Annotated in this window: 3 protein-coding genes; all 3 read left to right on the top strand. The window is 68.3% G+C overall.

Translation table 11 applies throughout. The annotated features are described in order from the left end of the window. The first annotated feature begins 125 nt into the window (after positions 1-125). The 3 genes from AC1RRC_RS11650 to AC1RRC_RS11640 are packed head-to-tail and all read left to right on the top strand — an operon-like array spanning position 126 to position 15,639. Entirely contained in the window at positions 126-8,300 is an 8,175-nt protein-coding gene (locus AC1RRC_RS11650; protein ID WP_493055634.1) for a hypothetical protein, read from the top strand. A gap of 16 nt (positions 8,301-8,316) precedes the next feature. Continuing rightward, complete coding sequence (locus tag AC1RRC_RS11645; RefSeq protein ID WP_493055633.1) at positions 8,317-11,724, top strand: hypothetical protein; 3,408 nt, start codon at positions 8,317-8,319, stop codon at positions 11,722-11,724. A gap of 9 nt (positions 11,725-11,733) precedes the next feature. Then, positions 11,734-15,639 carry a phospholipase D-like domain-containing protein gene (locus AC1RRC_RS11640; protein ID WP_493055632.1) on the top strand — a complete coding sequence of 1,302 codons (3,906 nt, stop codon included), beginning with the start codon at positions 11,734-11,736 and terminating at the stop codon, positions 15,637-15,639. The last annotated feature ends 26 nt before the right edge of the window (positions 15,640-15,665 follow it).

Genomic DNA, 15,665 nt, shown 5'->3' with positions numbered 1-15,665 from the left:
ACAGTATGCAATCTCGATCAATGCCGAGTCGCTTGCATTTCACAATGTTTGTGTTGTTGCAATGTGATAGTTTTTTCATTATTTTTAATGCATGATGGCATCTACTGATCAGTCGGGGAGATGCCATGAGCGTTCGCAGGGGGATGAACATACTGGACTTGTTGCCGATGACGACGGGCCTGGCGCCCATCGTTCCTGACGGCATCCTTGAACAAGTCGCCGCGCTCAACATTGTCGACCATCGCTCGACCGCCAGTCCCGGCTTTTACCTGCATGAAGGCACCCTGCAATCGATCGCCGACCAGTTCGACCTGAACACGGCCAACTGGATTCTCAGCGTACCCGGCGTCGCCACCGGCTTGCCGTTCCGCCTGTCCGTCACCCGCGCGGCGCCGTTCCCGGCCACCTCGGGCGGCGCCCCGGCGCCGGGCGGCTTTGTGCAGGAAGACATCCCCGTGCAATGGGCGCTCGACATCAAGGTCAACCCGGTGTCCGTGATATTGCCCGGCTTGAACGCGGCCACCATCAATAGCAGCGATCCGATGAAAACGCCGTCGCTGCAAGCGGCGGGCGGCCCGCCGGCGGCGCGCCGCGTCACCTTGCAGGCGTCGTGCGTGTTGCGCATCAGCGGCAACGCGGCCGGCACCCTGGTGCAATTGATGGATGCGCCGGACCCGCTCGACCCGAACGCGCCGTCCGGCGGCGTGGTGCGCGCCAATATGCAGCCGAACACGGCCGTGATCGGCAATTCGCAATTCGGCTTCAAGCTCGATACGTTGGTGGCCGACGTGTCGCCCACCTTCACCCCGGCGGAAATCGAAGCGCGCGGCAAGGATGAAAGCTTCATGGGCATTTCGCTCAAGGAACTGACCTTTTTCCTGCCACTCAATACCCCGCTGGTCGACAACATGACCATCGGCGGGCGCGATTTGCTGGTGGGCGCCCCCTTCGGCATGCAGGGCGAGATCGCGGCCGATTTCAGCAAGGATTTTCCGCAACAGCTCAACACGTACCTGACGGTCGAGCAGCTTGACGCCGGCACCTTGACCGGCGTGTCAGTGCAAGCCAATCCGCCGCTGTACGCCTATGCCGTGCCGACCGGGCCGCAGGCGCAATTGCAGCGGGTGCGGGCCAAGTTCAAGCTCAATGAAACCATCGGCGGTGGCGTGGCCGACATGAAAGTGATCGGCGTCTGGTGGGAAATCCCCGGCGGCATCGAAGGCAACAGCGAGATCACGCCCTGGTTCGACGCGCCGACCGACGCCGTGCTGCGCTACCGCCTGCGCGTGGTGGACGCCACCCTGGTGGGCCAGCCTGCGCAGCAGCCGAGCCTGCCGAGCGCGATTCCCTCGGGCCAGACCGAGCTGCAGCAAATCACGGTGACCTTCCCGCGCCAGAGCGGCAGCGCCAGCGGCGAGCCGCCGGTTATCGACGCCACCGCCAATGGCGGCCCGCTGCGCCACAATGTGCTGCATTTGCGCGGTCCGGCGCATTTGCTGCGGCAGGTGGCGCTGCAAACGCGCAGCCAGGCCATTGCGGTGCGCTGGACCCTGGGTGGCGGCAGCGTGCCGGTGCTGGCGCGCTCCGCGTCCACCTTCACGCTGGCCGGGCTGCCCAATGGCAGCGGGCCGTTCGAGTTGCTGGTCACCGATGACAATGGCGAACCGGGCGACACGCAAGGCGTGCGCCGCATCCGCATCGATGTGACGCCGGCCGGTCCGCTGGCCATCGGCCACCAGGACAGCGCCGCGGCAAGCTCGCCCGGCCTGGTATCGCTGGAGGGCGAGCCGGCGCCCTTGCAGCCAACCCGCGTCAGCGACACCTTCCTGGCGCGCGAATACCACACCACCGGCGCCCGCTCGACCGCACCGGTGCCCGCCACCCTGGCCGGCGCCAAGGTCACCACCCAGCAGGGCACCGATGCCGAAGTCGAAGTGCTGGTGCCGTCCGGCGACAACACGCCCGTGCCCGTGCCGCCCACCCAGGTGTTCGTCACGCGCACGGTGCAGGTGCTGTACGAATACGGCGAATCCACGCCGATCGGCGTCAAGAATGAAGATGAAAACGTCACGGCCGCGCCGCCGGGACAGAGCCTGCAAAAGCACCAGGCGCTCGCCTATCCGATGGCGATCAATTTCCAGGGCCGCAATGGTCCGCCGGGCGCCACCCTGGAACAGCAGATCGCGGCCTGGATCGCCGGACTGGAAGCGGCCAATCCGGGCGTTGACCGTAAATACTATGTGGTGGGCCGCACCGACGACCTGTGGTACGGCGCGAATCAGAACACCAACGAGCAAAAGAATAATGAACTGGCGGACCAGCGCAAGGAACGCGCCATGGCCGCCGTGCTGGCCGTCGTCAATGATCCGGCCCGCGTCATGGGCCGGCGCGAAACCGAAGCGCCGGTGAACTGGCCCACCGTGCTGCAAGGCGCGCCGCAGCGCATGATCGACACGCGCCGCCTGGCGCTGCCGCCGGGGAATGCGCCCGATGGCCAGCCCTACCTGCAAACCGGCGCCAATGGCACGCCCGTGTGGCGCCACGACTGGACCCGCGACGCCACCGACAATATCCAGAGCGGCCAGCATGCGCTGGCCAAGGCGGACCTGGACCGCGCCGGCTACCGTTGCGCCGAAGTGTTCGCGATCGAAGCGGGCCAGCAACCGCAGCCGCCCGTGCCGGGACCGGATGGCCGCAGTTCGCGCGTGACCATGCTGGTGCCGGGCGCCGATGGCCCGATCACGCAGATCGTCACGACCACGCCAAGCAATGCGCAAAACGATTACCGCGTGACCGTCAAGGTGCGCTGGGACAGCCCGTCCGCCACCGGTCCCGCTGATTTCATTCCGACCCTGGCCGAAGCCAAGGTACGCTGGCGTCCCACCGACACCAACTTGCCGGCCGTCGGCGGCCAGCAGCCGGCGCTGGCGTCAACCCAGCCGGGCGGCCCCGATTACTGGGAAGTGCTGCTCAATTGGGCCTATGACGCCAGCACCGGCCAGACCGAAGCCACCGGCGCGCTCAGCATCCCGTATGGCAAGCTGCAACTGATCAGCGATGTCTGGGCCAGCGGCCTGGCGTTCGGCCCCGCGCTGGCGGCCAAGCTCGATGAGGCGGACATCACCGGTTCCGAAGCGGGCGATTTCGTCGGCGGCCTGGCGTGCATCGCGGCGGGCGCCGTGATCGGCCTGTTTATCAACAAGGATGCCGGACCGGGCGACCACCACGGCAGCGTGGTGTTCGAGAAATTCACGCTGTCGTACAAGTGGAATGGCGCGCCGCACGCGGCCGCCACCACCGATTACACGGTGGATTTGCGCATCAAGACCGGCATTCCCGGCGTGTTCATCGTGGCGGGCAATTTGAAGCTGGCCTACAAGGGCGTCGGCATTATGTTCGACGGGAACAATACCGGCGGGCTGCAGGACATCAGCTTGTGCATGAAAGACTTGTCGGTGCAGGTGGTCGACCCGGGCACCTGGACCCTGGGCGGTCCGCTGGGCGACTTGATCCGCGTGGCGGCCAGCCGCCTCGGCAACGGTTCCGACTGGATGGAATTCGACCTCGAATTCGCCATCGACCTGGGCGTGATCCGCCTGGAAGGCGCCGTGATCCGCATGCGTTTCGAAAGCACGCCGGACAAATCCGCGGTGGAATTGCGCGGCCTGACGGCCGTGGTGGAAGTGCCGAACACCTTGAACGGCAAGGGCTCGGTGACGATCGGCGATGGCGGCGCATTCCGCGCCATGCTGGCGCTGGAAGTCATTCCCGCCAAGCTGTCGGCCTATGGCGCGCTGGCGGTCGACAAGGATTTCGTGTCGGTCGAAGTTGGCATCCAGCTGCCGGTCGGCATTCCGCTGGGCGGCACCGGTTTCGGCTTGTTCGGCTTCATGGGCCGCTTTGTCGCCAACGGCACGCGCGACCTGTCGGCATGCCCGCACGCGGACCCGGTGGAGCGCCAGCTGCAATGGTATGGCTTGCAGCCCGATAAAAAATACAAACGCCTGTCGGGCCAGTTCGCGTTTGGCGTGGGCGCCGTGATCGGCACCTTGCCGGACGGCGGCTTCAGCTTCAACGCGGAAGGCGCGCTGACCCTGGGCTTCCCGGACATTTCGGTGGTGTTCAGCATCGACGCCCACCTGATCACGCAGCGCAAGGGCCAGGCCACGGCGCAAGGCGGCAATAACGGGTCGTCGACCCGCATCCTCGGCATGGTGGTGATCGAGCCGGATGCGCTGATGGTGGCGGTGCGCACCACGTACAAGATTCCGAAAATCCTGGAATTGAAGGTGCCGATTTCAGCGTACTTCCCGCTGGCGGGCAGCAACCAGGCCTGGTACATCCGCGTCGGCAGCGACAACGGCCCGGGCCGCGCCGGCGATCCGGTCACCATCGTGCTGTTCCCTGAAGTGCTCGACGTGAAGGCCTGGGCTTTCCTGATGTTCGAAGAGCGCGAAATGAAGCAACTGGGCGGCACCCTGATTCCCTCCTGGGCCAATATTCCGCCGCTCGATTTCGACGGCTTCTCGATCGGCTTTGGCGCCGGTTTCGATCTGCGCTGGGAAGCCGATCCGTTCTCGCTCGAGATTTCCGCCTTCCTGGTGGTCGGCCTGGGCACCAAGCCGCTGCTGTGCGCGGGCGCGGCCGGCGTGGCCGGTTCGCTGGACCTGGTCGTGATCACCCTGGACGTCGATGGCTGGCTGTACTTCCGCGTGGAAGAAGGCAAGGACCCGTATGCCAAGGGCCACTTCTGCGCCTCGATCGATTGCTGGCTGTTCGAGATTTCCGGCTGCGTCGATATCGAGATCGGCAACAGTTCGCAATCGGGCATCCCGAAACCGGCCGCGCCGATTTCCGGCATGGACCTGGTCGACCACCTGGCGGTGGTCAAGGGCAAGGCTGCCGTCAATGGCGGCGGGGCGGCGCCGGTGGTCTGGCCCGACACGGTCGGCGTGCTGAAGTTCACGCACTACGTGGCCGACACCGATCCGGGGGCGACCTTCACGCGCGAAGTGCCGGCGCCGGCCGCGCTGACCGCGTGGAGCGGCTCCAACCAGCTCAAATACGCGTACCGCATCACCAAGGTCGAACTGCAGAAGTGGGATGGCGCGCAGTGGCAGGCGGCCGGTGGCAACTATCCGTCCGCGTGGTGGCTGCCGACGCACCGCAAGGCGCTGATCGAAGCGGCGCCGCAGGGGATTCCGCCCAGCAGCGAAGAGGGCCGCGAACTGGGCTTGTGGACCATCGATCCGGCGCCGTGGGCGCGCTGGCTGACGCCGGAATCGCTGAACGTGCCGGGCAACCCCGCCAGCACCTTTGGCGAATTGTGCGACCCGCGTCCTGCGGCGGTACCGTCGTGCGCCCTCGGCATGGACCGCGTGTGGAGCTATGCCGGTTTCGGCGCCTTCCACGCGGTACCGCCGGCCAACACGCCATATCCGAGCAAATTCAAGGCGGTGGCCAAACTCGACAGCCACCACACCCTGGGCGAACTGATCGCGCTCGGTTCCGCCGCCGGCTTTAACTATGCGCCGGGCGCGGTGGCCGCGCTGGCCGGCACCATCGTGCATGAAGGCATGGCGATCACCCAGGGCTGGCGCTTCCCGGCCTTCCGCAAGCAGGGCGCCATGGCGTGCACGGCACCGCTGGCTTTCGATTTGTCGAAGACCCTGCTGGAGGGCGAATTGCTGCTGCAAGTGTGTACCGAGCGCGGAGCGCTGCCGCCGCCGACGCGCCGCGTATGCGACACCATGCCGGCCCGCGATGCGTGGATCACCACCTTCACGGGCGCTTCCAGCGCCATCTATGAAGGCAAGATGGAATGCGTGGCGCAAGGCGGCGAGCGCCTGGTGCGCCTGCACAGCGCGCTGTTGGGCAGGCACGCGTCCGGGGCCGTGGATGAAGTGTCGGTCAACCTCGATCCGGGCAAGGATTCCGTGTTGCTGACGGCGTTCGACGCCAATGGCGTGATCGTGGGCCGCGTGCAGACGCGCGATCCGGGCCGCCAGTGGCTGGCGTTGCCGGCGCAGGGCATCATGGCGATCCGGCTGGAAGCCACCATGGGCTTGTTGCCGGTGCTGGTGTACGCGGTGTGCTGGGGTTCGGCTGGCGAACCGGCGGGATCCACCGAGCCGGGACGCGTGTGCGACCGCATGCCGGAGAAAGACGGCGAGTACAGCAGCTTCGCCGGCGCGTCCGGCGCCAAATACGAAGGCAGGATGCTGGGCCGGAAGGATGGGAGCGAGTGGTATGCGATCCTGCTGGGCCGCGTGGCCGGGATGCACCTGGCGGCGCCGGTCGATGAAGTGTCGGCTGAAGTCACGCCCGAGCTCAGCCCGACCACCAGCACCAACCCCGGCTGGGTCATGCTGGTGGCGCTCGATGCGACGGGCAAGGTGCTGGCGCGCGTGCAAAGCCAGGGGCCGGGCCGCCAGTGGCTGACCATCCGCCACGCGGGCATCGCGCAAATCCTGCTCGACTTGAACCTGGAGGCGAAACAACCACCGCTGCTGCACACGGTGTGCTGGGGCGCGCAAACGGTGCGCACCACGCCGCTGTCGCTGTATGACCTGGTGGCGGTGGACGCCGCTCCGGCGCTGCTGGTCACCGCCATCGATGAACAGACCGGTGTGCTGGCGTTGCAGGGCGAACCGGTGCCGTTCAAGGAAACCACCCGCCTGCCATGCCGCGTGTACCGCTACAAGCTGCCGCCGCGCCAGGATGGCAAGGCCTGGACCCGGATCGAAGTGGCGCCGTGGTACAAGGGCAATGTCAGCCTGGTGGCGCTGTGCGGCCTGACGCAGGAAGCGTGGCAGGCGCAGCAGGACGACCAGGCCTTCCAGGATGGCTTGATCGCCTGGGTGCAGGACCAGACCCAGAACCAGCTGGACAATGAACCGGGCAAGGATACCGCGCTCGATGCCGCCAGCAGCTACAAGGTGCGCGTCACGTGGGAATACCAGGGCTGGCAGGCGGCCGACCCCGGCGACGATCCACCATCGCCATCGGCCAACGGCTGGCTGGCGGGCGGCACGGAAGAATTCACGTTCGATACGGCGGCCTTTGGCGTGACCGATCCGAACGCCTTGCCATCGGCCCAGACCACCACCTTGGACATGGACCCGGCGCAGGGCGGCCCCGGCTTCGACGAGCGCAGTTTCGATCCGCGTGGGCTGGCGCGCTATATCACGCACGCGTCGCCGACCCATGAAGATCCGCCGCACTTCCTCGACGACCCGGTCGGCTTCTGGTTCCGCGTCGACCATTTGCGTTCGCTGGTGGCCAAGTACGATGGCCGCGAATTGAAGGTCAAGGTCTACCATACGCGTCCGCCGGCCGGTTCGCTGCATGGCTACACCCTGCACGTCGACGGCGGCCGCCACGTCCTGGATGTGACGCGCGACGATCCGGCGCTGCCGGGCTACCTGCCCGACAACCCGCTGTGGCAAGTGACCACCGATGCCTGGACCGTGGTCGATGCGCAGGTGCAGGAAGTGCTCGATGCGCTGCCGTGCCTGAACGTCAATCCCGGCAGCGGCGCGTCCAAGGTCACCGTGATCGCGGACCTGGCGCCGAACAGCGAATACGATTTGCTGCTCAATACCGTCAAGCCGGGCGACAGCAGTGTGAAAGAAGTGCTGGTGGCGCGCAGCCATTTCCGCACCTCGCGCTACCACAACCCGACCGGCATGCTGCGCGCGCTGGGCTTCGATCCGGTCCCGGATGGCGATACGCCCAACGACGCGATTACCAGCTTTAACCTGCAAGCCAAGTATGCGGCGCAAAGTGAGCCGCTGGTGTCGGACGCCGCGCTCGACGAGGCGTTGCGCGATTGCGGCATGGACCCGTGGCCGCTGCCGCCGGCGCCGCGCACGACGGTGATCTGGCGCCAGACCGGTTTGCAGGCCACGCCATGGGAAATCGCCGGCGTGCTGCTGGAAGCCGACGAACCGGTATGGCGCGCTGGCATGCGCACCGGCGCCCTCAATGAGCCGGAGCCGAAGCCGCGCCTGGAAATCGGTTCGCTGGAAGTGTTCCGCACCGACGATACGCAAACCATCGTCAACGGCCAGCCGCAATGGAGTTCGTCGCGCTCCAAGCTGGGCAGCTCTTTGAAGGAAGCGGTGCGCAACGTTGCCGGCACCCGTGTGCTGTTCGTGGCAGGCGCCTCGGCGCCACGGCCGGCGCTGACCAGCCGCCTGTTCGATATCGAGCTGAAGTTCCGCGAGCATGGCGCCGCCGGCGCGTCCGGCAAGGTACAGATCTTCAACCGTCCCGCCACCGTGGCGCTTGAATTGTGATGAAGGAGAAGTCCGTATGAGCACTCTCGCTCCCGCATGGGCCTGGATCGCCGGCGCCATCGACGGCGTTGGCGACAGCCACCTGCCACCCGGCATCCACGTGCGCTGCCTGCCATCGCCGCGTCTCGGTGTGCCCGCCACGCCGCTGATGGTCACGCGCACCATCATCAGCGCCAGCATGGTCGAGCAAATAGCGCGCAATGATGGCGTGACCTGGATCGACAGCCAGGGCAATACCTTGACGCTGCCCTTCACGGTCACGCCGGACAATCCCGTGTATGGCTATTTCAGCGAACCGGACGTGATCTGGGCGCGGCTGCAGGTGCGCGGCACGACGGAGCCCACCTCGGCGCCGACCACCGCGCCGACCTTTGCACCGACGACGGCGCCAACCCTGGCGCCGATTCCAAGGCCGACCCTGGCGCCGACCGCGGGGCCGACCACCGCACCGACCACCGCACCGACCATCGCGCCGGCACCGAAGCCGACCACGGCGCCCATCCCGGTGCCGCGCGTCGCCGCGGTCACTGCTGCCACCGCTGCCAGCACCGGCACGCTGGCCAATGCCACCCGCGCCACCGTCACCACCCTTGGCGCCGGCACACTGGCTGGCGCGAGCCTGGCCACGCTGGCCGAAGGCCTGGTGTTCGAAGCGCTGGCCGACACGGAACACGGGCCGACCGTGATCCAGGCGGTCAGCCGGGAACCCTACGCGTTGTGCCACTGGTTCATTCCGCGCGTGCGGGTGCGCGGCAATGGCTATGTGGCGGGCATCCGCTGGATCGATGCGACCACCGTGCAGCGCCATGACGAAGCGCGGCTGTGGGAATGGTGGAGCTTGCCGGTCACCCCGGCGCCGCGCTATACGCCGCCCGCCAACGCGGTGGCGGAAGCAGGCCACCGTGTCGACCGCGCGGCCGTGCTGCGCCAGCCCATGTACGTGGCGTACACGGCCGCCAGTCCGGCTTCGGCGCCGGCGGCCGGTGGCTTTGATGCGGCGCAGCGCGTGGCGCAGGTGCGCCCGCGCATCGATACCTGGCTGAAGTCCCTGCTGCACGACTTGTCGTCGCCCACCTGGTCCTTGCGCGACCAGCGGCCGATCACCAGCCAGGCCGCCGGGTCCCAGCCCGGCAACCTGGGTGTGGGGATTGAAACATCGCTGCTGGCCAGTTCCATCGATCCGGACCTGGGCCACTTGCTGGGCCTGGGCGATGTCGACCGCGATGCGAAAGCACCGGCCGGTTCGCTGGTGCTGTACCGCATCCGTGGCCTGTTCCGCTGGAACAGCGCGGCCTGGACGCCGGCCGAGGCGATGTCCTTCCTCGGCGCGCTGCGCGCAGGCCGGGCCGATGCGCTGGCCCAGTTTCCGGAACTGGATCAGTTCAAGATCCCGCCGGCGGAAGACATTCCCTACCTCGACTTGACGCAGTGCGCGGTGGCCTTTGCCGGTTATCCGCCGCAAGGCATGGCTGCGCCCGTGATTGCGTCGTGCGATGACCGTGGCTGGCTCAGCACACCGCCGCCGCCGAAGGTCCGGCGCGCGCTGCGCCTGCTGGCCAAGGGGTTCCAGGCGCCGGCCGTGGCCGCCGTGGCCGCGCATGACCAATATGGCGAGCGCACCTTGCACGCCTTTGCCAACGGCAAGCGCATGGCTTTCGGCAGCAATGCCGCGCCGCCCGGTACGCCGCTGCCGTGGGTGGTGTCGCAGCCGGAAGATCCGGCCGAGGCGGGAGAGGCGCGCATGGAAGACCGCAATGGCGCGCCCGGCGCGATCGACTACCGCATGGCCAAGGGCGACTGGTTCGGCCGCTGGTCGGGCTGGGGCAAGCGCACGGCGCCGGCCAAGGCGCGCACGGCGCCGATGCGCCCCGCGCTGCTGATCTTCCCATCGCCACCCGTGTTCGCGCCGCCGCCGGCCGATCCGCCGGCCGGGTTGCTGGCGGGGACCATTGAAATCCGCATTCCGCTGCCGAACATCGCTGAATTGCCGGCCGGCGGCGCGGCATTGAGCGGATTGGTGCTGCAAGAAACGTTTGGCGCCAATCCAGCCGTCAGCCCTTACTATGACCTGGCCAACTTGCCGAATGCGCCGGGCAACAAGGCGCACCTGGAGCCGGACCCCTCGAGCAGCCCGGGCCATCCGCAGCAACTGCTGGTCATTACGCGCACCGGCCCGGCGCTGTACCCGGCGCAGCAAATCAAGGTCAGCTACACCGCGCGCTGGCGCGATGTGCTGAACCACGAATCGCTCGATGCCTATCCGGCCAAGAAAACCATCGTCGATCCGCGTCCGCCGGAAGCGCCTGTCATTATCCGGCCACTGACGTACACGTCGCGGCCCGATGCGATGGGCCATGCGCGCGCCGAATTCGCCTTTAACGGCGCGGCCGGCGTGGGTTACCGCGTGTACACCAGCACCGAATCGACCCTGCTGAAAGCGCTCGATAATGGCATCGACAGCGGGCTGGCCGGCGTGGTGCGCAGCCTGGCGCTGATCAACGACCGCGCCGGACTACTGGTCGACAACCGAACGCTGTTTGGCTGGGACCATTTCGAAATGATCACGCCGGAACCGCTGCATGCGGGCGCCGATGGCAAGGTGCATTTCACGCACCGGGTGTCGGCCGGCCTGGATGTGGCCGTGTTCTACCGCGTGGTGGCCGAGGGGCCGGGCGGCGGCTTGTCGGAGTTGTCCAAGAGTTCCATGTTTGCGTTTGGCGTGCCGAACGTGGGCGGGCCGGGCCAGCCGCTGGTGGCGCTGGTCAACGCGCCGGGCAAGAACCCGGTCGAGCATGGCGTGGTGCTGCGGGTGCGCGTGCCGCACGGGGCCAGTGCGCCGACAGCGTGGCGCTTGCGCCGCACCTCGACGGCGGGCGCCGATCCGCTGCGCATGCCGACCGTGCTCGCGGGCGTGTTGCAGGCGGGTGACCTGGAATCGAATGACGAAGGCCACAGTTTCGACATCGTTGCGCCGCAGGCATTGAAGCCCTGGGTCAATTACCGCTTCGTGGTGGAAGTGCAGGGCGAATCGCCGCCCGGCGCCGATCCGGTACTGGTGGCCGGTGAATGGGGCGACGCCAGCGGCCCGGTCAAGCTGGCCTCGGTGCCGAAAGGCGCGCCGCCGCCGGTGCAGCAAGTGGCCGTCAGCCCGACGGGTGGCGGATTGAACATCACCGTGACGCCGCCGCCCGCGCACACCTTGCAAGGCACCATGATGGGCAATTTCCGTTTCGATGCCTGGCGCATTGAACAGGGCGCGCGGCCGCGCAAGCTGGAACTGCCGTTCAGTTATGACCCGGTGGCGCAAACTTGGCAAGCGTTCGATGCGCAGGCCGTGCCGGCCGGCGCGCTGACGCGCGTGTCGGTGCGTGTCATCGATCCGCTCGGCCGTTCGGGCGACGCCACCTTGTCCAACCTCGTTTAGGAGAGGCGCATGACGACTCTGTACCAGCCGCCCGTCAATACCCTGGGCATCATGGCGCCCGTGCTGGGCCCATGGTTCACCGGCGGCAACGCCATGCCGATCCTGCCCGCCCTGCCGGGGCCGGCCAACCTGCCGGCCCAGCTGCATGTGCCGGTCGCGTTGACCAATACCAACTGGCTGCCGCCGGCCACGGGCAATCTCAGCTTGTATTACGTGCAAAACAACGCCGTGCCGCCCGCGCTTGACACCTTGCGCAATATCGACGGCAACAATCCGTTTGCCGCCAATGGCGTCTATGCGGGCCAGACCCGGCTGGTGGCCTGGTTCCGCCTGCTGCCGGAAGTTGAACAGCGGCTGCACCAGTGTTTGTCGCTGTTGCCCGCGCCGACCGCCGCCGCGCTGGGCGCGGCGGCGCCGGTGGCCGGGGCGCCGTCGCGGCCGCAGGTGCGCAGCTTCATGATGGTGTTCCCGAATGGCGGCGTGACCACCGGCTTTATCGACGCCATGTTCAATGGCGGGCTCGATGGCGACGATGTGTTCGAGCGGATGAATTGCGTGGGGCTGGTGACGGCCGACGGTGTCAATATCACCGGCAACATGGCGCTGCCGATGACGCATTTGCGCCGGCCCGGCGGCCAGTCGCCCGACACGCTGGCGGCCAACATGACGGCGCAGGTGGACTTGTGGTGCTTTGACCGGCGCGGCCGGCCCATCGACCCGGGCGCGGTGGCGTGCTGGTGGTCGTGGCTGCTCAACTATGGCATTGGTGAAACCGCGCCCGGCAATGGCAATTTCCAGTTGATGGCGCCCAATATCCAGGCCGCCAACCTGGCCACGCCGGGCGCCGTGCTGGCGCCGGTGCCGGCGGCCGGCGCGCCGGCCAGTTTGCCGCACGTGGCCAATTTCGCGCCGGGGCTGACCGCGCACCTGGTCAATCCGCACGAGGGTGTGCTGGGCGCGCCGTTCCTGGCGGTCGATGGCGATACGGCCGACACGAATAACGTGCAGCGCCTGACCCTGTCGGTGGGCGGTGCGGCGATTCCGAACCCCACCGGCAGCCTGGCCGGCGGCGGCGCGGGCGGCAATATTGTCGTCAATTTCACGGCCGCGCCGACTGTTTCCGTTCCCGCGCCCGCAGGCGGCGCGCCCACCGTGCCGTATAACCCGCCGGCCGACAATGCGCCGCTGGCGAGGATGGCCGTGTTGCCGGGCGGCCCCTATGCGCTGCCCGCGGCGGCCGGGGTGACGCTGTGGGCGGGCGGGCCGCTGCACACCAACCTGACGCGCGACTTCGTGCGCGTGGCCGTGGTGGATGAAGAAGCGTTCCTGGTCGGCTACCGGCGCCGCCGCAGCGATAACGTGGCGGCCAATCCCGCCTTTCCCGATGCGGGGACCTTGAGACCGGGGCAGTTGCGGCGCGAAATGGACCAGAACCGGCCCAGCACCCGCATCACGGTGGCGCCGTCGGCCGGACCCGTGTTGCGCGGCAATAGCGGCGCCGTGGCGGCGGCCATGCTGGCGCTGCCCAATGCGGCGGCCAATCCGGCGCGGCTGGTGCTCGGCGTGACCGATACCGCGTGGGGCGCGCCGTCGGCCCCGGCCGGACTGGTGCCGGCGGTCCCGGCGGCCAACAGTCCGTTCCCGGCCGCGCTGGCCGATGCGGCCAATACCCCGCCCGCCGTGCTGGCCGTGGGCCAGTACCGCGTGTTGCCGCTGCAGGGCGACGGCGGCCAGGCGGCCGACCGCCAACTGGTGCTGCTGGAAACGAACCTGGGTCCCGCTTGCGCCGGCGCCAATGTGCGCGCCTGGCCGCTGGGTTTTGACCTGGCCACCGGCAACCATTTCCGCCTGACGGGCGGCGCCGCCGTGGTGGGATTGAATGGCACCGCGTTTGCCGTGCTGGCGCTGCCGAACGGCCTGGCCAATCCGGTCGGGCAATTGCGCTTTGATTTGCAGGCCGTGATCCCGGCGGCGGGCGGCGGGGTACTGACACGCCGCTACGCGGCGCTGCCGTTTAACCGCCCCGCGGCGCTGGGCGGCGCGCCGGTGGCGGCCAATGCGCTGGCGGGCGGCTGGGTGGTGTGCGAAACGGGATTGGTGGGCGCGGCGCCGCCGCTGGCGCCGGGCAGTATTCCCGCCGGGGCCCACGTGGTGCAACCCGGCGCGCCGGCGATCCTGGTGGACCGCAATACCATCGGCGTGGCCAGCCTGGTCGGCACCCTGGCCAATTACCTGACCGCCAACCCGACCGCGCTGCTGTCGCTGACGGAACCGGCGTTTGGTTCCACGGCGGACCGCGCCGACAGCGTCGGTCGCCCCCTAGCCAAAGCGCACCCCAGCGTCCCGGCGCCCGGCGCGCAGCCCGGCGATTTGCCGCCGGGCCAGAATGGGCCGGGCGGCGGCGTGCTGGCCTTGGCCGGCAATGGCGTGCATTTGCTGGGGCGGGGCGCGGCCGAGGCGGGTTCCGCATCGTTGCCGCTGGGCTTGATGAACCGGCAGGAAGTGGTGGGCGCGTCGCTGGGCGCAGCGGCGCAGGCGGCCGTGATCGGCGCTGCGCCGCCGGTGCCATGGGCGCTGGAACCGGCCGCCAATCACTTCCTCGGCTATCCCGGTGTCCCGGCGTCGATCGAAGTCCATGGCGCGGGCGCCGTGCTGACGGGCGGGGCGGCGATTGCGGCGGGCGAATATGTGCGCGAGCGCACGGCGGGGCTGGGCATTGCCGCCTTCCGGGGCGTGGCCGATCCGACCTTGCGCGGCTTGCTGCTGCAGTCGGAAGTGGCGCTGGTGGCCGAGGCGTCGATGACCTTGCTGCCAGCCGCCGCCCCGGTGGCGGCGCCCAGTCCCGTGGTGGCGGTGCTGCGCACCAGCGCCATGGGCGTGGAAGGCTTGCCGCTGGTGTGCCAGAGCATCCGCAACAATGGCTATTACCCGACCCTGACCAACGTGCTGGACACCTTCTATGTGTGGCTCAATAACAATATCCCGGTGCCGGCCGGCATTCCCGGCGGTGGCCCCACGCCGGGCCAGCTGGGCACCTGGCTGAGCAACCAGAATCCGCCCGCCAACAATGCGCTGGCGGCGTGCCGCGCGCTGGACCGGCGCATCCAGAGCAGCGTGTTTGGTTCACGCGAAGCCTTGTATTCGCTGGTGGCCGCCATCAACCGCGCCGAAGACTTGATTTACATGGAAACACCGGAGCTCGACAACCTGGTGCTGCGCTGCGCCGATGGCGATCCGACCCCGGCGTCGGGGGAAAACGTCAGCCTGTGGCAAGTGCTGCTGGCACGGATGACTGCCCGTCCCGGCTTGCGCGTGGTGCTGTGCATGTCCAGCCAGCCCGCGCCGGGCACGCCGCAGCGCTTGCGCGAAGTGCGCGACCAGTCGCTGCTGGACGCCATCACGGCTGCGCGCACGGCGGCCGGCGCGCGCTTCGTGGTGTTTGCGCCGGGTGTGGGGGCGGGGCGCGCGCTGCGCCTGGCCAGCACCTCGGTGGTGGTCGACGATGCCTATGCGCTGACCGGCAGCACGCATTTGTCGCGCCGCGGCCTGAGCTGGGACACGTCGCTGGCGGCGGCCGTGTTCGATGAAACCCTGGTCGATGGCCGTCCGGCCGATGTGCTGGGTTTCCGCAACCAGTTGCTGGCGGACCGCCTCGGCATCCCGCTGGCGGCGGTGCCGCTCGATGCGGCTGAACTGGTGCGCGCCATCACCGATCTCGACGCCCAGGGCTCGAACCGCCTGTCGGCGGTGCCGATCGTGCCGCCGGCCACCGCCGTGACGCCGCTCGACCAGGACGTCTGGCTGCCCGATGGCAGCCTGTCGAGCACCGAGCGCAGCGATTTGCCGGGCTGGTCGGCGCTGTTCCTGCAAAGCACGGCGCTGACCGACCCGGCCCACGCGATCACGGAAGGCTAGCAGGTTTCGCACAGGTGTGCTAAAGT

Source organism: Pseudoduganella sp. GW821-FHT12E03, from assembly GCF_058807115.1.
This window is presented reverse-complemented; position numbering and strand designations above follow the sequence as displayed.